Source organism: Streptomyces sp. NPDC020845 (assembly GCF_044334165.1).
Taxonomy (GTDB): Bacteria; Actinomycetota; Actinomycetes; order Streptomycetales; family Streptomycetaceae; genus Streptomyces.
The window spans coordinates 281,081-302,947 of record NZ_JBIRSJ010000002.1 but is presented as its reverse complement, the minus strand read 5'-3'; the positions used below and the strand labels follow the sequence as shown (position 1 = coordinate 302,947).

The following is a 21,867-nucleotide window of genomic DNA, read 5'->3' as shown; positions in this document are numbered from 1 at the left end:
CAGGGCACAGAGTCAGGACGTCGGCTCAGATGCCGAGCTTGGCGGCCTGGAGCTTGGCCACCGCCTCCTTGTCGCCCTCCAACCCGACCCGGGCGGCGTCCTGGCGGCCGAACAGAAACATCGCCAGTTCGCCCGGTCCCGCGGTGACCGTGACCACCGGGGTGCCGCGGTGCGCCACCGCCGTACGGCCGTCCGGGCGGCGCAGCACCAGGCCGACCGGGGACTTGCGGCCGACCGTCTTGGCGATCCGCTCGATCCGGGACCACAGCGCGTCGGCGAAGACCGGGTCGATCTCGCGCGGCTGCCAGTCGGGCTGGGCCCGGCGGACGTCCTCGGCATGGACGTAGAACTCGATGGTGTTGGCCGCCTCGTCCACCTGCTTGACGGCGAACGGCGACATCCGCGGCGGACCCTCGCGGAAGAGCTGGACCAGCTCCCCGTACGGCTTCGCGGCGAACTCCGCCTGGACCCGGTCCAGCCGCCCGGCCAGCGGCTTGAGCAGCAGACCGGCGGCCGCGTCCGCGCGGCGCTCGCGGACCACCAGATGGGCGGCCAGGTCATGGGTGGTCCAGCCCTCGCACAGCGTCGGGGCATCGGAGCCGGCGGTCTCCAACAGGTCGGCCAGCAGCAGCCGTTCGCGCCTCGCGTGAGTGGACATACCGCCCACCCTACGACCGCCGTCCGGCCCCCGCCACCGGCGCCGGGCCGTCACCCCTGGGCCACGCCCCCCCTTGCGTCCCGTCAGTCCGGCGCCCCGTCACCCTGGAAGCGGCTTGGTCAGCTTCTTGCCACCCGGGCCCGAGCTGAGCGTCAGCGCGCAGGAGACCTGGTCCTCGCCCCGGATCCGATAGGTGGCCAGCGCCGGATAGAGCGCGTAGTAGTAATACATCCGGCCGTCGTTCGGTATGGACTTCAGCCGCTTCTTGGCATCCGTCTCGCACAGCGAGAGCGCCTTGTCCTGAATGGCCTTCTCGGTGGAGAAGTCCCCGGTCAGCGTCTCGTTGGCGACCACCTCACCGTCGTGCGGACCGCTGCACGCCCGCTTCTCGATCTTCGTCACGCTGCTGTCGAGCGCGGGGTGGTCGAAGCACTCGCCGGGCTTGAGCACCGCATACGGCACCAGATCGCCGGGGTCCCCCGGCTCGGAGGCCGAGGGGGACGTACCGCCGTCGGAGGCGTCGCTGCCGCCGCCCAGCGGCGCGCCCTGTCCGGGGTCCGCCGAGCCGGACGCTCCCTCGGAGGGGGAGGCGGAGTCCGACGGGGAAGCCGAGGCCGAGGGGGAGTCCGACGACTTCGCGTCGGCCGACGCGGGTGCCGTCTCCTTGCCGGATGCCTCGCTCTTGTCGCCGTCGTCGCGCGTGCCGATGAGAATCCCGCCGATGACCAGCGCGCCCGCCACCACCGCGGCAATGGCTATCGCCGCGGTCCTGCCCCCGCCCGAACCAGGGCGCGGCGGCGGGGACGGCAGCGGGCCGGGGGCAAAGGCGCCGGGCGGGAGCGCGCCCGGCGGAAGCGACCCGGAGGGCAGCGGACCGGAGGGCAGCGGACCGGCAGCCGGTGCGCCGGGAGGCAGTGCACCGGCGGGCGGTCCGAAGCCGCCCGACGGCGGCAGCTGGCCCTGCGGTGCGGGCAGGCCGGGCTGCGCGGGCGGCCCGAAGCCCTGCTCCGGAGGCGGCCCGAAGCCCTGTCCCTGGCTCTGTTCGGGCGGCGGCCCGAAACCTTGCTCCGGCGGCGGCCCGAACCCCCCGCCGTTTCCAGACCGGTTGGAGTCGTTCGGCGACGGCGGAAACGTCATGCCCGAAGCATGCCCCATCCCACCGACAACCGAGTCATCGGGCTCCGCGGCGGACCCGACTTCGGCCCCACCCCTGGCCCCCGCCTCGGGGAGTGCGGAATCAGTCCCCGGCGTGGGGAGTGCAGAATGGTCGCATGACCGGCTCCGACCGCCCCTCCGCCCTCGACCCGGCCCTCGCCGCCCGCCTCAAGCGCAACGCCGACGGCCTCGTCCCCGCCATCGCCCAGCAGTACGACACCGGCGAGGTGCTGATGCTCGGCTGGATGGACGACGAGGCGCTGCACCGCACCCTCACCACTGGCCGGGCCACCTACTGGAGCCGCAGCCGCCAGGAGTACTGGGTCAAGGGCGACACCTCCGGCCACATACAGCTGGTCAAGTCCGTGGCCCTCGACTGCGACGCCGACACCGTCCTGGTCAAGGTCGACCAGGTCGGCGCGGCCTGCCACACCGGCGACCGCACCTGCTTCGATTCCGACGTCCTGCCGCTCGGCCAGTAGGCTCGCCAGCCATGACCCAGGGTGCGCACACGATGGACCTCGAGACCTTCCGCAAGCTGGCGGCCGACCGCCGCGTCATCCCCGTCACCCGGCGGCTGCTCGCGGACGGCGACACCCCGGTCGGCCTGTACCGCAAGCTCGCCGCCGAGCGCCCCGGCACCTTCCTCCTGGAGTCCGCCGAGAACGGCCGGTCCTGGTCCCGCTACTCCTTCATCGGCGTACGCAGCGCCGCCACCCTCACCGAGCGTGACGGCCAGGCGCACTGGCTGGGCACCCCGCCCGTCGGCGTCCCCACCGAGGGCGATCCGCTGCAGGCGCTGCGCGCGACCATCGAGACCCTGCACACGCCCCGCGACCTCGGGGGTCTTGTCCATCTGCCGCCGTTCACCGGCGGCATGGTCGGCTACCTCGGCTACGACATCGTGCGCCGCCTGGAGAAGATCGGCGAGAGCGGCCGGGACGATCTGCGGCTGCCCGAGCTGACCATGCTGCTCACCTCGGATCTCGCCGTGCTCGACCACTGGGACGGCACGGTCCTGCTGATCGCCAACGCGATCAACCACAACGATCTCGCCACGGGCGTCGACGAGGCGTACGCGGACGCCGTGGCACGGCTCGACGCGATGGCCGCCGACCTGGCCCGCCCCGTCCCCACGGACCCCACCGCCCTGCCGGCCTCCGAGCTCCCCGAGTACACCGCACTGTGGGGCGGGCCGGACTTCATGGCGGCCGTGGAGGACATCAAGGAGCGCATCCGCGCGGGCGAGGCTTTCCAGGTCGTGCCCTCCCAGCGGTTCGAGACGCCCTGCGTGGCGAGCGCCCTGGACGTCTACCGCGTGCTGCGGGCCACCAACCCGAGCCCGTATATGTACCTCTTCCGCTTCGACGGGTTCGATGTCGTGGGCTCCAGCCCGGAGGCGCTGGTCAAGGTCGAGGACGGGCGGGCGATGGTGCACCCGATCGCCGGTACGCGCCCCCGCGGCGCCACCCCGCAGGAGGACGCCGCTCTCGGCGACGAACTCCTCGCCGACCCCAAGGAGCGTGCCGAGCACCTGATGCTCGTCGACCTCGGCCGCAATGACCTCGGCCGGGTCTGCGAGCCCGGCAGCGTCGAGGTCGTCGACTTCATGTCGATCGAGCGCTACAGCCATGTCATGCACATCGTCTCCACCGTGACCGGCCGGCTCGCCGAGGGCCGTACGGCCTTCGACGTGCTCACCGCCTGCTTCCCCGCCGGCACCCTCTCCGGCGCCCCCAAGCCGCGCGCCATGCAGATCATCGAGGAACTCGAGCCGAGCCGCCGCGGCCTGTACGGGGGCTGCGTCGGGTATCTCGACTTCGCCGGCGACTCCGACACCGCGATCGCCATCCGTACGGCGCTGCTGCGGGACGGGACGGCGTACGTCCAGGCCGGCGCGGGCATCGTCGCCGACTCCGATCCGGTGGCGGAGGACGCGGAGTGCCGGAACAAGGCGGCGGCGGTGCTGCGGGCCGTGCACACGGCGGGGCGGCTGGAGCGGGGCTGAACGTTTCGGGTGCTCGGTGCCGGCTGACGTGCTCGGTGTCCGGTGTCGGCTGACGTTTCGAAGGTCCGGTGTCGCATAACGTTCCGGGTTTTCGGCGTCGAATCAGGCAAACCGTATCCCCGCGGCGGGGCTGTCCGACCCGTGGGGGATAGTGGTACGCGTGAGTGCAGCAGCCGTACCCCAGCCCCGGGCCCATCACGAGCCCACCGCCTCAGCCGCGCGCGGCCGTAGACGCAGCCTCGGCGTCGCCCTGCTGTCCGGCGCGCTCGGCGCCGCGCTCGTGCTGCTGGCCACCAGCCGCACCTGGGCCAAGGGCACGGCGGCGGTCGCCAAGGGCACCCTGCCGCAGCATGCCAACGGTGACGACATCACCGGGCTGCCCGGAGCGCTGGCGGTCGTCGGCCTCGCCGCGCTCGTCGCGGTGTTCGCCGTCAACCGCGTCGGGCGCTGGGTCGTCTCCGGACTGCTGGCCCTCAGCGGGGCGGGCATCGTGGTCAGCGCGGTGCTCGGCGCGTCCGACAAGGCGGCGCTCGAGGAGAAGGCGTCCCAGGCGACCGGCCTGGCCGACAGCGCCATCCACGACGTCGCGTACACCCCGTGGCCCTGGGTCGCCATGGTGGGCGGGCTCCTGCTGCTGCTCGCCGGGGTGCTCGCGCTGGGCTACGGCCGCCACTGGCCCGCCATGTCCGGCCGGTACGAGCGGGCGGGAGACGGCAAGGGGAGCCGCGGCCCGGCCGCGCGGGCGCGGCGCGGTGGGGCCGCGGGGGATCCGGAGCGGCCCGAGGACCTGTGGAAGGCGCTTGACCGGGGCGAGGATCCGACGGAGCGGTCGGCGGGCCGCGAGGCCTGAGCGGTTAGGACCCCCCGCTCAAGACATTTGCGCGCGTCGGGGACAATGACGTGGGAGCGTTCGCCCCGCGCGCCCGGAACCCGGGGGCAGTAGAGCAACGAGGAGTATTCATGGCGGGTAACAACCACGGACACACCCCGGCCGCCTGGACCGGCGTCACCATCGCCTTCATCGGCTTCTGTGTCGCCGGTGCGTTTGTCGTGCTGGCCAACCCGATCGGCTTCTGGGCGGGCATGGTCGTGGTGGCCCTCGGCGGCGTCGTCGGCCTGGCGATGCGCGCGGCCGGTCTCGGCATGACGCCGAAGCGGCAGCCCCAGGCGCAGCGGGCGGCCCAGCCGCAGGCGCAGACCCAGCAGTAGGCCGAGGCCGGGTCGGGGGCGACCCGGCAGGTCTGTTTCGAGGTGCGGCGCGGGGTCCGGGCGTTACGGCCGTACGGTCGTAGCGCCGTACGGAGGCAGATGCGCGGACCCTGAGCTGCGCCTTCGTGTATCCGCGGGGAGACTCGGCGATGTGACCGAGGAAACACCTGCGCCGACGGACGTTCCGGGGGACGGTCGTGGGGCCGGCGACTGTGGGGCCGGTGGCCGCGGGGTCAGCGGCCGTGGGGTCGGGCTGGTGCGTCGGCTGGGCGCTCCTGTGGGCGCGCTCGCGGCGGTCGTGGCCGCCTTCGCCTTCGTCGGGCTCGTCGACCCCAACGAGCCGGGCCACTACCCCGCCTGCCCGCTGCTGAGGCTCACCGGCGTGTACTGCCCCGGCTGCGGCGGGCTGCGCAGCGCGTACGCGATCGCTCACGGCGAACCGTTCACCGCGCTCGGGGCCAATGCGCTCGCCGTCCTCGGCTACCTCGGGTTCGCCGTGGTGTGGCTGCGGTGGTTCGTGGCGTGCGTACGGGGGCGGCGGACGGTGGGGGTGGCGGGGCCGGTGGTCCCGCTGCGGGCCGTACACGGGTGGGTGCTCGGCGGGGTGGTTCTCGGTTTCACGGTTATCCGGAACTTCCCCTTCGGAAGTTTCCTCACGCCGTGACCGTTGATTTGATGGGGGTACCCGTTGGTTCCGTATCGGGTTCACGGCGGCGGATTGCGCAGGTCCGCGTCAACCGGATGCGAGACCTCGGTTCTCCGCCAGATACCATCGCAGTGCCTGGTGAAGTGCTCGTCCCCCAGAGGACGCCCGCTGCGCCAGTAGTGATCAGAAGCTCCATCCCCGTCCGGAAGGGGGCCGCTCGCGTGAGTGTGCTCGACGAGATCATCGACGGAGTCCGTGCCGACCTCGCGGAGCGGCAGGCGCGCGTCACCCTCGACGAGCTCAAGGAGCGGGCCGCCAAGGCACCCCAGGCCAAGGACGGCGCCGCCGCGCTCAAGGGCGACAGCGTCAAGGTGATCTGCGAAGTCAAGCGGTCCAGCCCCTCCAAGGGCGCGCTCGCCGCGATCGCCGACCCGGCTGGGCTCGCCGCCGACTATGAGGCGGGCGGCGCCGCGGTCATCAGTGTCCTCACGGAGCAGCGCCGGTTCGGCGGGTCGCTGGCCGACCTGGAGGCCGTGCGGGCCAAGGTCGACATCCCGGTGCTGCGCAAGGACTTCATCGTCACCTCGTACCAGCTGTGGGAGGCGCGGGCGTACGGCGCGGATGTCGCCCTGCTCATCGTCGCCGCGCTGGACCAGGAGGCGCTGGTCTCGCTCATCGAGCGTGCCGAATCGATCGGGCTGACGCCGCTGGTCGAGGTGCACGACGAGGAGGAGGCCGCGCGGGCGGTCGACGCGGGGGCGCGGGTGATCGGCATCAACGCGCGGAACCTGAAGACGCTCGAGGTGGACCGCGGGAACTTCGCGCGCGTCGCGCCCGAGATCCCGGACCACATCGTGAAGATCGCGGAGTCGGGTGTGCGCGGCCCCCACGATCTGATCGCCTACGCGAACGACGGCGCGGACGCCGTGCTCGTGGGCGAGTCCCTGGTCACCGGCCGCGACCCGAAGGGCGCGGTCGCGGACCTGGTCGCGGCGGGCGCGCACCCGGCGCTGCGGCACGGGCGGGACTGAGGCCGCCATGGACACGTACGCGCGCCTGGCCCGGGGGTGCCGCCCCCGTGGCTGCCGCGCGCCCGCGAGGCGGGTGCGGGGGCGGCGGGTGCGCTACCACATCGGATGCGAGCCGGGGCAGGTCAACGGGCGCCGATGGCGTGGGTCGCTCGCTGCGTTGAGGTTGCGCGCGGTGCGCTGAGCGTTTGTGGTGGGTGCCGGGGGCGTGGCCTCCGGGGCTGTCACCCTGGACCGCATATTTACGGCGCCGATGGCCCGAAACGTAGGGTCGCTCGGAACTTGGCGCCACAAATATGCGTAAGCGTCCAGGGCGCCACCCCTGCACCCCCACCCCCTCCCGCCTCGTCGGCGACTCCCGACCGGTGACCCCGGCCCGGGCCCGTCGCGGTTGCGGTGCGGGTGGGCTTCGCCTCTCTTCTCCGGTTCTCGGGCGGGTCGTCCCGACCCGGTCGAGGGCAGGCGGGCGCGCTTCGTCCCATTGGCTCGGGCCCAACCCGAGTAGGCGCTGGCTTCCCCCACAAGGGGTCGGCTCCAGCCCGGTTGGGCGCACCTCCTGCAGCCGACGTGCGGCTTCCCCTCGGGTGGGTTCGGCTTGGGGCGTGGGGCTGGCCTGGTTCCGGGTGCGGGGCTGGTGGTCTCTGGCTTCCCCCTCGGGTGGGTCCGGTTTCGGGTTCGGCTGGGGCGTGGGGCTGGTTGCTCCGGCTTCCCCTCGGGTGGCGTCTGGCTTCAGATGCGGCTCGGATGCGGGGCGGCCCCGGCTCCCTTCTGGTAGGTCGGCCTCCCGGCCGAACTCGGGCCCGGGCGGTGCGGACCGCCCCATCCCATCGGCCGGTTCGTCGGCCGGGCGGGGTGGGGTGTCCGAGGCCGGTCCGGTGCCGGAAGGGGTGTCCGGGGCGGGGCGACGTCTCATGTCACCCCCGGCAGCGCCCTGACCGACGCCACCCGGCTCCCGGCCACCGCTGGGGTCTGAAGGCGAAGCCCGCGGCGCATCTCACCGTCGGCGGCCCCGCAGCCCCGAGCCACCCGCCCCAGCGATCGCTGGGGTCTGGGGGCGAAGCGCCCGGCGCCCACAGCTCGGGCAGGGGTGGGGTAGGGGGAAGCCCCCCGCACCCTCCCGCGCGTGGCACCGTCGCGCAGCGATCATCGTGGTTATTTGTCCGTTATGAGCTGTGGGGCATCCGCCCCGACTGAGGAGTACGTCAGATGCCGTCTGACTTCTTTGTTCCGGACCCGGAGGGTCGTATCCCCACCGCCGAGGGGTATTTCGGCGCCTTCGGCGGCAAGTTCATCCCCGAGGCGCTGGTCGCCGCGGTGGATGAGGTCGCCGTTGAGTACGACAAGGTGAAGAGCGATCCGTCGTTCGCCGCCGAGCTCGAGGATCTGCTGGTCAACTACTCGGGGCGGCCCAGTGCCCTGACCGAGGTGCCGCGGTTCGCGGAGCATGCGGGGGGTGCGCGGATCTTTCTCAAGCGGGAGGATCTCAACCACACCGGATCCCACAAGATCAACAACGTGCTGGGCCAGGCGCTGCTCGCCAAGCGCATGGGCAAGACCCGGGTGGTCGCCGAGACCGGTGCGGGGCAGCACGGCGTGGCGACGGCGACCGCGTGTGCGCTGTTCGGGCTCGAGTGCGTGATCTACATGGGGGAGATCGACACCGAGCGCCAGGCGCTCAACGTCGCGCGGATGCGGATCCTGGGCGCCGAGGTCGTCTCCGTGAAGACGGGCAGCCGGACGCTCAAGGACGCGATCAACGAGGCGTTCCGCGACTGGGTGGCGAACGTGGACCGTACGCACTATCTGTTCGGGACCGCCGCCGGACCGCACCCGTTCCCCGCGCTGGTGCGCGACTTCCACCGGGTGATCGGCGTGGAGGCGCGGCGGCAGATCCTGGAGCGGGTCGGGCGGCTGCCGGACGCGGTCGCGGCGTGTGTGGGGGGCGGGTCGAACTCGATCGGGCTGTTCCACGCCTTCCTGAAGGACGAGTCGGTGCGGCTGTTCGGCTTCGAGCCGGCCGGGCACGGCGTGGAGACGGGGGAGCACGCGGCCACGCTGACCAAGGGGGAGCCGGGGATTCTGCACGGCTCCCGGTCGTATGTGCTGCAGGACGAGGACGGGCAGATCCTGGAGCCGTACTCGATCTCGGCCGGGCTGGACTATCCGGGGGTCGGCCCGGAGCACGCGTATCTGAAGGACACGGGGCGGGCCGAGTACCGGGCGGTCACCGATGACGCCGCGATGCAGGCGCTGCGGCTGCTGTCGCGGACCGAGGGGATCATCCCGGCGATCGAGAGCGCGCACGCCCTGGCGGGGGCGCTGGAGCTCGGGCGTGAGCTGGGCGGCGACGGGCTGGTGCTGGTCAATCTGTCGGGCCGGGGCGACAAGGACATGGACACGGCCGCGCGGTATTTCGGGCTCTACGAGGGAGAGAAGTGATGAGCGCAGAGCTGCTGGGGTCCGTGCTGGCGAAGGCCAAGGAGGAGGGGCGCGCCGCGCTCATCGGCTACTGGCCGGCCGGTTATCCGACCGTCGACGACGGCGTGCGGGCGATGACGGCGATGGTCGAGGGCGGCTGCGATGTGATCGAGGTCGGCCTGCCGTACAGCGATCCGGTGCTGGACGGCCCCGTCATCCAGACCGCCGACGACATCGCGCTGCGGGGCGGTGTTCGCATCCGCGATGTGATCCGTACGGTCGGCGAGGTGCATGCGGCGACGGGGGCGCCCGTCCTGATCATGACGTACTGGAATCCGGTGGACCGGTACGGCGTCGAGCGGTTCGCCGCCGATCTGGCCGCGGTGGGCGGGGCGGGCTGCATCCTGCCCGATCTGCCGGTCCAGGAGTCGGAGGCCTGGCGGAAGGCCGCCGAGCAGCATGGGCTGGCCACGGTCTTCGTGGTGGCCCAGAGCAGCAGTGACGAGCGGCTGGCGAAGATCACCGCGGCGGGCAGCGGCTTTGTGTACGCGGCCTCGATCATGGGCGTGACCGGCACTCGCGACTCGGTGGGGGAGGGGGCGCGGGGGCTGGTGGCGCGCACCCGTGCGACGACCTCGCTGCCGGTGTGCGTGGGGCTCGGGGTGTCCAATGGCCGGCAGGCCGCCGAGGTGGCCGAGTACGCGGACGGCGTGATCGTCGGGACGGCGTTCGTGCGGCGGCTGATGGACGCCGAGGACCTGGAGACGGGGCTCACGGCCGTCCGGGACCTGGCGGGTGAGCTGGCGGAGGGCGTCCGCGTCCCCCGGTAGGGGTCCCTCGATAGAGCGAATACGGGGCGGAGGGGTTCAGTGGGGCTCCTCCGCCTCGTTGTCGTGGGCGTGAGCGAGAAAAACCGTGAGGGGAAGCGCAGCGCCCGGGAGCGGCTGCGGGAACAGCGAGAGAAGGACCGGGTCCGCGCCAAGCGCAGGCGTGGCCTGGGCGTGGCCGGGGCGGTGGTGGCCGTGCTGGGGGTGGCCGCGGGGGTGGGCATGGTCGCCTCGAAGAGCGGCGGGGACTCGGGGAAGTCCGGCAGCCGGGCGGTGGCCCCCCGGGGTGCGACCGGCACGGTGATCCCGACCGGGAAGGCGGGCGCGCAGAAGACGCTGACCGTGTACGAGGACTTCCGCTGCCCGGGCTGCAAGCAGTTCGAGGACGTCTTCCGCAAGACCGTGCACCAGTTGCAGGACAAGGGCCGGATGAAGGTCCGCTACCACCTGGTGACGATCATCGACGGCAATATGGGCGGCACCGGCTCGCTGTACGCGGCGAACGCGGCGGGCTGCGCGCAGGACGCCGGGAAGTATGTGGCGTACCACGATGTGCTCTACAAGAACCAGCCGTCGGAGACCAAGGACTCGTACGCGGACAAGTCGAAGCTGATCAAGCTGGCGGGCAAGGTTCCGGGGCTGGACACCGAGACGTTCCGCAGATGCGTCGAGGAGGGCAAGCACGACGGGTGGGTGCGGAAGTCCAACAGCGTCTTCACCCGCTCGGGGTACAGCATGACGCCGACCGTTCTGCTGGACGGGAAGGCGATCTACGGGGACCCGAACAAGCCGCTGAGTCCGCGGAAACTCAAGCGGATGGTCACCGGGAAGGGCTAGGGACCCGTGCTCGTTACGGAGCCGTTGCGCCGGGTGGGTTGCCGTATTGACCGCCCGGCACGGTAGCGTCGACTCCGACATGAACCTCGCATACATTCCCAGCCCGTCGTCCGGCGTGATCTACCTCGGCCCGATCCCGCTGCGCGGCTATGCCTTCTGCATCATCCTCGGTGTCTTCGTGGCGGTCTGGCTCGGCGGCCGACGTTGGGTCAAACGGGGCGGCCAGGTCGGCACGGTCGCCGATATCGCCGTATGGGCGGTGCCCTTCGGCCTGATCGGCGGTCGGCTGTACCACGTCATCACCGACTATGAGCTGTACTTCACCGACGGTCGCGACTGGGTGGACGCCTTCAAGATCTGGGAGGGCGGCCTCGGGATCTGGGGTGCGATCGCGATGGGCGCCCTCGGCGCCTGGATCGGCTGCCGGCGCCGGGGGATCCCGCTCCCGGCGTATGCGGACGCGATCGCGCCGGGGATCGCCTTCGCCCAGGCGATCGGCCGTTGGGGCAACTGGTTCAACCAGGAGCTGTACGGCAAGAAGACCGATCTGCCCTGGGGGCTGAAGATCGACGCCGACCCCGACATAGGGCGCGTCGCCGGTACGTACCAGCCGACGTTCTTGTACGAGTCGCTGTGGTGCGTGGGCGTGGCGCTGCTGGTGCTCTGGGCGGACAAGCGGTTCAAGCTGGGACACGGCCGGGCGTTCGCGCTGTACGTCGCCGCGTACACCGTAGGCCGCTTCTGGGTGGAGTACCTACGAGTGGACACCGCCCACCATGTGCTGGGCATGCGGCTGAACAACTGGACGGCGATCGTCGTCTTCCTGGCGGCGGTGGCCTACTTCGTGATCTCCGCGAAGAAGGCCCCCGGGCGGGAGGAGATCGTGGAGCCCGCCGCGGTGGCCGGGGCGGAGCAGGCCAAGGCCGAGGGCGGCGAGCCGGGCCGTGAGGGCGGCGGCGAGGCTGAGGCCGAGGCCGAAAGCAAGACCGGGGCCAAGGCGGAGGCCAAGACCGAAAGCAAGACCGAGGCCAAGGCGGAGTCCAAGACCGAGGGCAAGACCGGAGCCGAGGCGGAGTCGAAGCCGGAGGCCGAAGCCTCGAAGTAGCGAGCGTCACCGAGAGGCCGCCGGAGCCGCACGGGTTCGGCGGCCTTTGCGTTTCCGCAGGTCAGCGAGGTAAGTTCGGCCTTCCTTGCTGGCGGCGGCAGGGAATTCGTGCGTACCTTCGGACTGTTGGGTTGAGGGCGGCCGCGCCCGTACCCCCTGAAGGGAGCGCAGTATCCATCATGTCTGTCATCGCGAGTACCGAACCTCCGCACATCGCGCACCGTGACAACCACACCCACCGCGATGTGAACGGCGGCTGGCTGCGCCCGGCCGTATTCGGTGCGATGGACGGTCTGGTCTCCAACCTCGCGCTGATGACCGGTGTCGCGGGCGGCGCCGTGGACCGCCAGACGATCGTGATCACCGGGCTGGCGGGTCTTGCCGCCGGCGCGTTCTCGATGGCGGCCGGGGAGTACACCTCCGTGGCCTCCCAGCGTGAGCTGGTGGAGGCCGAGCTGGAGGTGGAGCGGCGCGAGCTGCGCAAGCATCCCGTGGACGAGCTGGAGGAGCTGGCGGCGCTGTACGAGTCGCGGGGCGTGGAGCCCCAGCTGGCACGTCAGGTGGCCGAGCAGCTGTCGAAGGACCCCGAGCAGGCGCTGGAGATACACGCCCGCGAGGAGCTGGGCATCGACCCGGACGATCTGCCGTCGCCGCTGGTGGCGGCGGTGTCCTCGTTCGGCTCGTTCGCGCTGGGCGCGCTGCTGCCGGTGCTGCCGTATCTGCTGGGGGCGACGGCGCTGTGGCCGGCCGTGGCGCTGGCGATGATCGGGCTGTTCGCGTGCGGTGCGGTGGTGGCGCGGGTGACCGCTCGCAGCTGGTGGTTCAGCGGGCTGCGGCAGCTGGCGCTGGGTGGCGCGGCGGCCGGTGTGACATATGCCTTGGGCATACTCTTTGGCACGGCCGTGGGTTGATTTACCATACGGCGAGCCGCAAGATTACGCCGTTACTTGACGGTTTCAATCCGTTTACCGACGGGCATAACGCCGTAGCGCCGTGGGCAGCGTCGCCCGCTTCGCGCTTCGGCGGGGCGATCCTTTGATCCCCCCTTGCCTTACTTCACCCTTCGTGTCCGGTGTCCGCATGATGGAACGCGCTATCCACTTCCCGAGAAGCGACCCATCATGTAACCTGCACGAAAATTTCTTGGCGGAGGGCCAGCGTCGTCCCTCGGCACACCCAAATGCCGTAGACGACGACGGGAGAGCCGATGCGTTCCGCGTCCCACCCCGCCCGACAGGGGATGTACGACCCGCGCGATGAGCACGACGCCTGTGGCGTCGGCTTCGTGGCGACCCTCACCGGCGAGGCCAGCCATGAGCTCGTGGAGCAGGCTCTGACCGTGCTGCGCAACCTTGAGCACCGTGGAGCCACCGGTGCCGATCCCCGGTCCGGTGACGGCGCGGGCATCCTCGTCCAGGTTCCGGACGCGTTCCTCCGGACGAGTGTCAGCGGGTTCGAGCTGCCCGAGGCCGGCTCGTACGCCGTGGGCATCGCGTTCCTCCCGGACGGCGAGGCCGACGCCGCCGACCACATCGAGCGGATCGCCGCCGAGGAGGGTCTGACCGTCCTCGGCTGGCGCGAGGTCCCGGTCGCCCCCGACCTGCTCGGCGAGGCCGCCCGCTCCGTCATGCCCGCCTTCGCCCAGCTCTTCGTCACCGACGGCGCCAGCAGCGGGCTCGCCCTCGACCGCAAGGCGTTTGTGCTGCGCAAGCGCGCCGAGCGGGAGGCCGGGGTCTACTTCCCGTCGCTGTCCTCGCGCACCCTGGTCTACAAGGGGATGCTGACCACCGGCCAGCTGGAGCCGTTCTTCCCCGACCTGTCCGACCGCCGCTTCGCCACCGCCATCGCGCTGGTCCACTCGCGGTTCTCCACCAACACCTTCCCGAGCTGGCCGCTGGCCCACCCGTACCGCTTCGTCGCCCACAACGGCGAGATCAACACGGTCAAGGGCAACCGCAACTGGATGCGCGCCCGGGAGTCGCAGCTGGTCAGCGACCTGTTCGGAGACAAGAAGCTGGAGCGGATCTTCCCGATCTGCACCCCCGACGCCTCCGACTCCGCGACCTTCGACGAGGTCCTGGAGCTGCTGCACCTCGGTGGCCGCTCGCTGCCGCACAGCGTGCTGATGATGGTCCCCGAGGCGTGGGAGAACCACCCCTCCATGGACCCGGCGCGGCGCGCCTTCTACCAGTACCACTCCACGCTGATGGAGCCCTGGGACGGCCCGGCCTGCGTCACCTTCACCGACGGCACTCAGGTCGGCGCGGTCCTGGACCGCAACGGTCTGCGGCCCGGGCGCTACTGGGTCACCGACGACGGCCTGGTCGTGCTGGCCTCCGAGGTCGGCGTGCTGGACATCGACCCGGCCAAGGTGGTGCGCAAGGGACGGCTGCAGCCCGGCCGGATGTTCCTGGTCGACACCGCCGAGCACCGCATCATCGAGGACGACGAGATCAAGGCCACGCTCGCCGCCGAGCAGCCGTACGGCGACTGGCTGGAAGCCGGCCTGATCGACCTGGCCGATCTGCCCGAGCGCGAGCACATCGTGCACACCCACGCCTCGGTCACCCGCCGTCAGCAGACCTTCGGCTACACCGAGGAGGAGCTGCGCGTCATCCTGGCCCCGATGGCCAAGACCGGCGCCGAGCCGATCGGCTCGATGGGCACCGACTCCCCGATCGCCGCCCTCTCCGAGCGCCCCCGGCTGCTGTTCGACTACTTCACCCAGCTGTTCGCGCAGGTCACCAACCCGCCGCTGGACGCCATCCGCGAGGAGCTGGTCACCTCGCTGATCTCCTCGCTGGGCCCGCAGGGCAATCTGCTGGAGCCGACCCCGGCCGCCTGCCGCAGCGTCACCCTGCCCTTCCCGGTGATCGACAACGATGAGCTGGCCAAGCTCATCCACATCAACGCCGACGGCGACATGCCGGGCCTGAAGGCCGCGACCCTCTCGGGCCTGTACCGGGTCGGCGGGGGCGGCGAGGCCCTTGCCGCGCGGCTGGCGGAGATCTGCGCCGAGGCCGACGCCGCCATCGAGGACGGCGCCCGGCTGATCGTGCTCTCCGACCGCCACTCGGACGCCGAGCACGCCCCGATCCCCTCCCTGCTGCTCACCTCCACCGTCCACCACCACCTCATCGGCACCAAGCAGCGCACCCAGGTGGGGCTGCTGATCGAGGCGGGCGACGTCCGCGAGGTGCACCATGTCGCGCTGCTGATCGGCTACGGCGCCGCGGCCGTCAACCCGTACCTGGCGATGGAGTCGGTCGAGGACCTGGTCCGCGCCGGGACGTTCCTGCCGGGCGTCGAGGCCGAGACCGCGATCCGCAACCTGATCAAGGCGCTGGGCAAGGGTGTGCTGAAGGTGATGTCCAAGATGGGCATCTCCACCGTGGCCTCCTACCGCGGTGCGCAGGTCTTCGAGGCCGTCGGCCTGGACGAGTCCTTCGTGGAGACCTACTTCCGCGGCACCGCCACCAAGATCGGCGGCGCGGGCCTGGATGTCATCGCCCAGGAGGTCGCCGCGCGGCACGTCAAGGCGTACCCCGTCTCCGGTATCCCCTCCGCTCACCGGGCGCTGGAGATCGGCGGCGAGTACCAGTGGCGTCGCGAGGGCGAGCCGCATCTGTTCGACCCCGAGACGGTCTTCCGGCTGCAGCACTCCACCCGCTCCCGCCGCTACGACATCTTCAAGAAGTACACCGAGCGGGTGAACGGGCAGTCCGAGCGGCTGATGACGCTGCGCGGCCTGTTCGCCTTCAAGAGCGGGCGGACCTCGATCCCGATCGAGGAGGTCGAGCCCGTCAGCGAGATCGTCAAGCGCTTCTCCACCGGCGCCATGTCGTACGGCTCCATCTCCAAGGAGGCGCACGAGAACCTGGCGATCGCCATGAACCAGCTGGGCGCCAAGTCCAACACCGGCGAGGGCGGCGAGGACCCGGAGCGGCTGTACGACCCGGCACGCCGCTCGGCGATCAAGCAGGTGGCCTCCGGCCGCTTCGGCGTCACCAGCGAGTACCTGGTCAACTCCGACGACATCCAGATCAAGATGGCCCAGGGCGCCAAGCCCGGCGAGGGCGGCCAGCTGCCCGGGCACAAGGTCTACCCGTGGGTCGCCAGGACCCGGCACTCCACCCCGGGCGTCGGCCTGATCTCCCCGCCGCCGCACCACGACATCTACTCCATCGAAGACCTCGCCCAGCTGATCCACGACCTGAAGAACGCCAACCCGAAGGCGCGCATTCACGTCAAGCTGGTCTCCGAGGTCGGCGTCGGCACCGTGGCCGCGGGCGTCAGCAAGGCCCACGCCGATGTGGTGCTGATCTCCGGCCACGACGGCGGCACCGGCGCCTCCCCGCTCACCTCGCTCAAGCACGCGGGCGGCCCCTGGGAGCTCGGCCTGGCCGAGACCCAGCAGACGCTGCTGCTCAACGGCCTGCGCGACCGCATCGTGGTGCAGACCGACGGCCAGCTCAAGACCGGCCGCGATGTCGTGATCGCCGCGCTGCTCGGCGCCGAGGAGTTCGGCTTCGCGACCGCCCCGCTGGTGGTCTCCGGCTGCGTGATGATGCGCGTATGCCACCTGGACACCTGCCCGGTCGGCATCGCCACCCAGAACCCGGTGCTGCGCGAGCGGTTCAGCGGCAAGCCGGAGTTCGTGGTGAACTTCTTCGAGTTCATCGCCGAGGAGGTCCGCGAGCTCCTGGCCGAGCTGGGCTTCCGCACCCTCGACGAGGCCGTCGGCCACGCCGAGCTGCTGGACACCACCCGCGCCGTGGCGCACTGGAAGGCGCAGGGCCTGGACCTCGCCCCGCTGCTGCACGTCCCGGACCTGCCCGAGGGCGCGGTGCGCCACCAGGTGGTGGGCCAGGACCACGGCCTGGAGAAGGCGCTGGACAACGAGCTGATCAAGCTCGCGTCCGATGCGCTGAACGCGGAGAGCGCCGAGGCGGCCCAGCCGGTCCGCGCGCAGGTCGCGATCCGCAACATCAACCGGACCGTGGGCACCATGCTCGGCCACGAGGTGACCAAGAAGTTCGGCGGCGCGGGTCTGCCCGAGGACGCCATCGACATCACCTTCACCGGCTCGGCCGGCCAGTCGTTCGGCGCGTTCCTGCCGCACGGCGTCACGCTGCGCCTGGAGGGCGACGCCAACGACTACGTCGGCAAGGGCCTGTCCGGCGGCCGGGTGATCGTCCGCCCGGACCGCGGCGCCGACCACCTGACCGAGTACTCGACCATCGCGGGCAACACCCTCGCGTACGGCGCCACCGGCGGCGAGATGTTCCTGCGCGGCAGCGTCGGCGAGCGGTTCTGCGTCCGTAACTCGGGCGCGACCGTCGTCTCCGAGGGCGTGGGCGACCACGGCTGCGAGTACATGACGGGCGGCCGGGCCGTGGTGCTCGGCCCGACCGGCCGCAACTTCGCGGCGGGCATGTCCGGTGGCATCGCCTACGTCGTCGACCTGGACCGGGACAACGTCAACGCCGGCAACATCGAGTCCGTCGAAGCGCTCGATACGGCCGACCAGCAGTGGCTGCACGACGTGGTGCGCCGCCACCACGAGGAGACCGGCTCCACCGTCGCGGGCGCCCTGCTCGCCGACTGGGACGCCGCCCTCCCTCGCTTCAGCAAGATCATCCCCACCACGTACAAGGCAGTGCTCGCCGCCAAGGACGCCGCCGAGCGAGCCGGGCTCTCCGAGTCCGAGACCACCGAGAAGATGATGGAGGCGGCGACCAATGGCTGATCCCAAGGGCTTTCTGAGCACGGACCGCGAGGTCGCCAAGACCCGTCCGGTGGGCGAGCGCGTCCAGGACTGGAACGAGGTCTACGTCCCTGGTTCGCTGCTGCCGATCATCAGCAAGCAGGCCGGCCGCTGCATGGACTGCGGCATCCCGTTCTGCCACAACGGCTGTCCGCTCGGAAACCTGATCCCCGAGTGGAACGACTACGCCTACCGCGAGGACTGGCGGGAGGCCAGCGAGCGGCTGCACGCGACCAACAACTTCCCGGAGTTCACCGGGCGGCTGTGCCCCGCCCCGTGCGAGGCCGCGTGTGTGCTGGGCATCAACCAGCCCGCCGTGACCATCAAGAACGTCGAGGTCTCCATCATCGACAAGGCCTGGGAGACGGGCGACGTCACCCCGCAGCCGCCCGAGCGGCTGTCCGGCAAGACCGTCGCCGTCATCGGCTCCGGGCCGGCCGGCCTGGCCGCCGCCCAGCAGCTGACCCGGGCCGGCCACACGGTCGCGGTGTACGAGCGCGCCGACCGCATCGGCGGGCTGCTGCGCTACGGCATCCCCGAGTTCAAGATGGAAAAGCGCCACATCAACCGGCGGATCGAGCAGATGCGCGCGGAGGGCACCAAGTTCCGCACCGGTGTGGAGATCGGCCGCGACATCGACGCCGCCAAGCTGCGCAAGCGCTACGACGCCGTGGTCATCGCGGCCGGCGCCACCACCGCCCGCGACCTGCCGGTGCCCGGGCGCGAGCTCACGGGCGTGTACCAGGCCATGGAGTACCTGCCGCTGGCCAACAAGGTGCAGGAGGGCGACTACGTCACCACCCCGATCAGCGCCGAGGGCAAGCACGTCGTGGTGATCGGCGGCGGCGACACCGGCGCGGACTGCGTCGGCACCGCCCACCGCCAGGGCGCCGCCTCGGTCACCCAGCTGGAGATCATGCCGCGGCCGGGCGACGAGCGCTCCGCGGCGCATCCCTGGCCGACCTTCCCGATGCTCTACAAGGTCACCTCCGCGCACGAGGAGGGCGGTGAGCGGGTCTACTCCGTCTCCACCACCCACTTCGAGGGCGATGAGGACGGCAATGTGCAGTGGCTCCACCTGATCGAGGTGGAGTTCAAGGGCGGCAAGCTGGAGCAGAAGCCGGGCACTGAGCGGAAGATCCCGGCCCAGCTGGTCACCCTGGCCATGGGCTTCACCGGCACGGACCAGGAGAACGGCCTGGTCCAGCAGTTCGGCCTGGAGCTGGACGCCCGCGGCAACATCGCCCGCGACGCGGACTTCGCCACCAACGTGGACGGCGTCTTCGTGGCCGGCGACGCGGGCCGCGGCCAGTCGCTGATCGTCTGGGCCATCGCCGAGGGCCGCTCGGCCGCCCGCGGAGTGGACCGCTTCCTGGCCGGGACCAGCGCCCTGCCCGCCCCGATCCGCCCGACGGACCGCGCACTGGCCGTCTGACCCCTTCCACACCTCTTCCGCACCTCCAGGCACCACCTGGACTCCGCCCGTACAACGGCGTACGGACCGGCGCACGGCGCCCGCCCCCTTCCCGACCGGGGGCGGGCGCCGTGTGGTTTTACGCACCTGCCGCCACCTGCTCGTCTTGACTTTGCCCGGGGACCGTCACACCATCATTCCACTAACTGATTAGTGAAAGGGTGGTGGTGGCTGATGGAGTACCGCATCGACCGCCGCAGCGGCATCGCCACCTATCTGCAGATCGTCCAGCAGACCAAGCAGGCGCTCCGCCTGGGTCTGCTGCAGCCGGGGGACCGGCTGCCCACGGCCAAGGAGGTCGTCGCGGCCACCGCGATCAACCCCAACACCGTCCTGAAGGCCTACCGCGAACTGGAGCGGGAGGGCCTGGTCGAGCCGCGGCCCGGCCTCGGCACCTTCGTACGGCGCTCCCTCGCCCGGCCCGGCGCCGCCGCCGACTCGCCGCTGCGCGCCGAACTGGCCGCGTGGGCAGACCGTGCGCGCGCCGCCGGGCTCGAGCGCGAGGACGTCGCGGCGCTGATCGCCTCGGTCCTCGACGAGCGCTTCGCCGACGCCCCGACCGCCCCGACCACCGACACCGGCGAGGGCACAGCCCTGAACAGGGAGCACGGGTGACCGACCGATACGAACCCTCCACCGCCCTGGAAGCCACCGGTCTTGGCAAGAAGTACCGGCGCGGCTGGGCCCTGCGGGACCTCACGTTCCGGCTGCCCGCCGGGCGCATCTGCGCCCTGGTCGGCCCCAACGGCTCGGGCAAGAGCACCCTGCTGTCCCTGGCCGCCGATCTGCTCGCGCCGACCACCGGGACCGTACGGGTCTTCGGCGCCGATCCGCGGTCCGCCGAGGCGCGGCGGCGTATCGCCTTCGTCGCCCAGGACAAACCGCTCTACCCGCGCTTCACCGTCGCCGAGACCCTGCGCCTGGGCCGCGAACTCAACCCCGGCTGGGACCAGTCGGCCGCCGAGCGCATCATGGCCGAGGCCGAGGTTCCGCTGACCGCCCGGGTCGGCTCCCTCTCCGGCGGCCAGCGCACCTGCGTGGCCCTGGCCCTCGCCCTCGGCAAACGCGCCGACCTGCTGCTGCTCGACGAGCCGATGGCCGATCAGGACCCGCTGCGGCGGCACCGGATGATGGGCGCCCTGATGGCGGAGGCCGCCGAGCGCGGCACCAGCGTGGTCATCTCCACCCATGTGCTCGCCGAACTCGACGGCGTCTGTGACTTTCTGCTGCTGATCGGCGGCGGCCGGCTCCGCCTGGCGGGCGACACCGACGCCGTCCAGGCCGCCCACCGCCTGATCACCGGACCGCGCGGAACCGACGGGGGCACACCGCAGGAGGTCGCCCGCCACACCGTGGTCGGGACCCGGGCGACGGGCCGTCAGCTCACCGCGCTGATACGCCCGTCGGCCGCGGTGACCGAGGACGGTTGGATCGTCAGGGAACCGTCCCTGGAAGAGGTCCTGCTCGGCTATCTGGGCGCCCCCGACGCCCCGCCGCTGATCACCGCAGGCGCCCGCCCGCCCGGTGCGGAGGTGCCAGCGTGAGCGTGTCTTGGTGCGCTGCGCGGGCTGGACTGAGGAGCCGCGCAGCGACGGAGGAGCGAGCAGCGACGAGGGAAGCCCGCGCGTTGAAGCGCGCCAAGACTGAGCGGGGAGGAGGGGCGTGAGGCCGCGCACCCGAGGACTGGTGTGGCTGGTGTGGCGGCAGCACCGGGCCGCGCTCCGGGCGGGCCTGGCCCTGGTCGTGGCGGTCGCCGCGTACATCGTGTGGCAGCGCACCCAGATGGTCGGCTATATGCGGACGCACGGCATCGAGGGCTGCTCGGACTGGCAGACGTACTGCCACGGCAACCGCAGCGACCCGATGACCGGCGCGCTCATGCATCTCAGCGCCGCCTACCGGACGCCGCTGCTCAACACCGGACGGCTGCTCATCGCGCTGCCCGCGCTGATCGGCGTATTCATCGGCGCGCCGCTGTTCGCCCGGGAGCTGGAGGCGGGCACCCATCAGGTGGTGTGGACCCAGTCCGTCAGCAGGACCCGCTGGCTCGTCGCCAAGCTCGCGCTCCCGCTCGCCGCCGTACTGGCCGGCACCACGGTCCTCGCGGTCCTCTACACCTGGTGGTGGCGGGCGGCCCGGGCCCAGTTCTCGGACATCGCCTGGGGTACCGCCGTGCCCTTCGACGCGACCGGCCCGGCCGCGGTAGCCCTCGCCCCGCTCTCCTTCTTCCTCGGCGCGGCGGCCGGACTGCTGCTGCGCCGGACCCTGCCCGCCATGGTGGCCACGCTGGGGGTCACCGTCGGCGTCCAGTACGGGCTCGGCGCCCTGCGCCCCCACCTGATGACCCCACGGACCATCGTCTCCGACGCCACCGGCGAATTCGCGCGCACCCCCAGTGAACTCTTCCACACCTCGTGGCGCGGCTTCACCGAGGGCTTTCTGACCCGCTCCGGGGAGAAGGTCCCCTCGGACCGCTGCGCGTCCGCCGTCGGTGACGACGGCTGGAACCGCTGCCTCGCCCGGCTCGGTGCCACCAAGCGGCAGTACGAGGAGCTGCACCCGGCCGGCCACTACTGGCCGATGCAGTGGATCCAGGCCGGGATCTGTCTGGCCGCGGCCGCCGCGCTCGCCGCGCTGTGCGTGTGGTGGATCCGGCGCCGGCCCGCTGTGAAGGAGCCAGTGTGAACGTGTCTTGGTGCGCTGTGCGGGCTGGACTGAGGAGCCGCGAAGCGACG

19 protein-coding genes are annotated in these 21,867 nt (G+C 71.6%); 17 read left to right on the top strand and 2 right to left on the bottom strand.

Translation table 11 applies throughout. From position 1 onward, the window contains the following. Window positions 1-25: 25 nt before the first annotated feature. Window positions 26-658, bottom strand: a complete 633-nt coding sequence (locus ACH4U7_RS05240) for a TIGR03085 family metal-binding protein (protein WP_398526666.1) — start codon at window positions 656-658, stop codon at window positions 26-28. A gap of 99 nt (window positions 659-757) precedes the next feature. Beyond that, complete coding sequence (locus tag ACH4U7_RS05235; protein ID WP_398526665.1) at window positions 758-1,795, bottom strand: hypothetical protein; 1,038 nt, start codon at window positions 1,793-1,795, stop codon at window positions 758-760. A gap of 134 nt (window positions 1,796-1,929) precedes the next feature. On the opposite strand from ACH4U7_RS05235, the gene hisI reads away from it, so the two are divergent. From hisI to ACH4U7_RS05150, 17 genes are all read left to right on the top strand, one after another. Continuing rightward, complete coding sequence (gene hisI / locus ACH4U7_RS05230; protein WP_385628309.1) at window positions 1,930-2,295, top strand: phosphoribosyl-AMP cyclohydrolase; 366 nt, start codon at window positions 1,930-1,932, stop codon at window positions 2,293-2,295. Window positions 2,296-2,306: 11 nt separating this feature from the next. Further along, complete coding sequence (locus ACH4U7_RS05225) at window positions 2,307-3,821, top strand: anthranilate synthase component I (RefSeq protein WP_398526664.1); 1,515 nt, start codon at window positions 2,307-2,309, stop codon at window positions 3,819-3,821. Window positions 3,822-3,981: 160 nt separating this feature from the next. After that, entirely contained in the window at window positions 3,982-4,671 is a 690-nt protein-coding gene (locus tag ACH4U7_RS05220) for a TIGR02234 family membrane protein (protein WP_398526663.1), read from the top strand. 110 nt (window positions 4,672-4,781) lie between these two features. Beyond that, entirely contained in the window at window positions 4,782-5,030 is a 249-nt protein-coding gene (locus tag ACH4U7_RS05215) for an HGxxPAAW family protein (protein ID WP_089511390.1), read from the top strand. Window positions 5,031-5,283: 253 nt separating this feature from the next. Further along, window positions 5,284-5,694: a DUF2752 domain-containing protein gene (locus ACH4U7_RS05210; protein ID WP_398526997.1), complete on the top strand. Its 411-nt coding sequence runs from the start codon at window positions 5,284-5,286 to the stop codon at window positions 5,692-5,694. Between the two features lie 203 nt (window positions 5,695-5,897). After that, window positions 5,898-6,707, top strand: coding sequence for an indole-3-glycerol phosphate synthase TrpC (trpC, locus tag ACH4U7_RS05205; protein ID WP_014180510.1), 810 nt, complete (start codon window positions 5,898-5,900; stop codon window positions 6,705-6,707). 7 nt (window positions 6,708-6,714) lie between these two features. Continuing rightward, complete coding sequence (gene trpM / locus ACH4U7_RS05200; RefSeq protein WP_398526662.1) at window positions 6,715-6,888, top strand: tryptophan biosynthesis modulator TrpM; 174 nt, start codon at window positions 6,715-6,717, stop codon at window positions 6,886-6,888. Window positions 6,889-7,910: 1,022 nt separating this feature from the next. After that, window positions 7,911-9,143, top strand: coding sequence for a tryptophan synthase subunit beta (gene trpB, locus ACH4U7_RS05195; RefSeq protein ID WP_398526661.1), 1,233 nt, complete (start codon window positions 7,911-7,913; stop codon window positions 9,141-9,143). Then, window positions 9,143-9,952, top strand: a complete 810-nt coding sequence (gene trpA, locus ACH4U7_RS05190; RefSeq protein ID WP_398526660.1) for a tryptophan synthase subunit alpha — start codon at window positions 9,143-9,145, stop codon at window positions 9,950-9,952. The genes trpB and trpA overlap by 1 nt, the downstream gene beginning before the upstream one ends. A gap of 69 nt (window positions 9,953-10,021) precedes the next feature. Continuing rightward, window positions 10,022-10,786, top strand: a complete 765-nt coding sequence (locus ACH4U7_RS05185; protein WP_398526659.1) for a DsbA family protein — start codon at window positions 10,022-10,024, stop codon at window positions 10,784-10,786. 79 nt (window positions 10,787-10,865) lie between these two features. Then, window positions 10,866-11,891 (top strand): prolipoprotein diacylglyceryl transferase, encoded by a 1,026-nt coding sequence (gene lgt, locus ACH4U7_RS05180; RefSeq protein ID WP_398526658.1) that lies wholly within the window; start codon window positions 10,866-10,868, stop codon window positions 11,889-11,891. A gap of 179 nt (window positions 11,892-12,070) precedes the next feature. Continuing rightward, window positions 12,071-12,802: a VIT1/CCC1 transporter family protein gene (locus ACH4U7_RS05175; RefSeq protein ID WP_398526657.1), complete on the top strand. Its 732-nt coding sequence runs from the start codon at window positions 12,071-12,073 to the stop codon at window positions 12,800-12,802. A gap of 329 nt (window positions 12,803-13,131) precedes the next feature. Continuing rightward, window positions 13,132-17,640 carry a glutamate synthase large subunit gene (gene gltB, locus ACH4U7_RS05170; protein ID WP_398526996.1) on the top strand — a complete coding sequence of 1,503 codons (4,509 nt, stop codon included), beginning with the start codon at window positions 13,132-13,134 and terminating at the stop codon, window positions 17,638-17,640. Further along, the gene (locus tag ACH4U7_RS05165) at window positions 17,633-19,093 is read left to right on the top strand and encodes a glutamate synthase subunit beta (protein ID WP_398526656.1); all 1,461 of its coding nucleotides are present in this window, start codon (window positions 17,633-17,635) and stop codon (window positions 19,091-19,093) included. The genes gltB and ACH4U7_RS05165 overlap by 8 nt, the downstream gene beginning before the upstream one ends. A gap of 213 nt (window positions 19,094-19,306) precedes the next feature. Beyond that, window positions 19,307-19,747: a GntR family transcriptional regulator gene (locus ACH4U7_RS05160; protein WP_014180518.1), complete on the top strand. Its 441-nt coding sequence runs from the start codon at window positions 19,307-19,309 to the stop codon at window positions 19,745-19,747. Then, a complete protein-coding gene (locus ACH4U7_RS05155; protein ID WP_398526655.1) occupies window positions 19,744-20,676 on the top strand; it encodes an ABC transporter ATP-binding protein in 933 nt (310 codons plus the stop codon). The genes ACH4U7_RS05160 and ACH4U7_RS05155 overlap by 4 nt, the downstream gene beginning before the upstream one ends. A gap of 118 nt (window positions 20,677-20,794) precedes the next feature. Next, window positions 20,795-21,817, top strand: a complete 1,023-nt coding sequence (locus tag ACH4U7_RS05150) for a translation initiation factor IF-2 (RefSeq protein WP_398526654.1) — start codon at window positions 20,795-20,797, stop codon at window positions 21,815-21,817. The last annotated feature ends 50 nt before the right edge of the window (window positions 21,818-21,867 follow it).

Excerpts from the sequence above, each read along its gene's own strand:
- ACH4U7_RS05240 (WP_398526666.1), bottom strand. The coding sequence starts at position 658 with ATGTCCACTCACGCGAGGCGCGAACGGCTGCTGCTGGCCGACCTGTTG.
- ACH4U7_RS05235 (WP_398526665.1), bottom strand. The coding sequence starts at position 1,795 with ATGACGTTTCCGCCGTCGCCGAACGACTCCAACCGGTCTGGAAACGGC.
- hisI (WP_385628309.1), top strand. The coding sequence starts at position 1,930 with ATGACCGGCTCCGACCGCCCCTCCGCCCTCGACCCGGCCCTCGCCGCC.
- ACH4U7_RS05225 (WP_398526664.1), top strand. The coding sequence starts at position 2,307 with ATGACCCAGGGTGCGCACACGATGGACCTCGAGACCTTCCGCAAGCTG.
- ACH4U7_RS05215 (WP_089511390.1), top strand. The coding sequence starts at position 4,782 with ATGGCGGGTAACAACCACGGACACACCCCGGCCGCCTGGACCGGCGTC.
- trpM (WP_398526662.1), top strand. The coding sequence starts at position 6,715 with ATGGACACGTACGCGCGCCTGGCCCGGGGGTGCCGCCCCCGTGGCTGC.
- trpB (WP_398526661.1), top strand. The coding sequence starts at position 7,911 with ATGCCGTCTGACTTCTTTGTTCCGGACCCGGAGGGTCGTATCCCCACC.
- trpA (WP_398526660.1), top strand. The coding sequence starts at position 9,143 with ATGAGCGCAGAGCTGCTGGGGTCCGTGCTGGCGAAGGCCAAGGAGGAG.
- lgt (WP_398526658.1), top strand. The coding sequence starts at position 10,866 with ATGAACCTCGCATACATTCCCAGCCCGTCGTCCGGCGTGATCTACCTC.
- ACH4U7_RS05175 (WP_398526657.1), top strand. The coding sequence starts at position 12,071 with ATGTCTGTCATCGCGAGTACCGAACCTCCGCACATCGCGCACCGTGAC.
- gltB (WP_398526996.1), top strand. The coding sequence starts at position 13,132 with ATGTACGACCCGCGCGATGAGCACGACGCCTGTGGCGTCGGCTTCGTG.
- ACH4U7_RS05165 (WP_398526656.1), top strand. The coding sequence starts at position 17,633 with ATGGCTGATCCCAAGGGCTTTCTGAGCACGGACCGCGAGGTCGCCAAG.
- ACH4U7_RS05160 (WP_014180518.1), top strand. The coding sequence starts at position 19,307 with ATGGAGTACCGCATCGACCGCCGCAGCGGCATCGCCACCTATCTGCAG.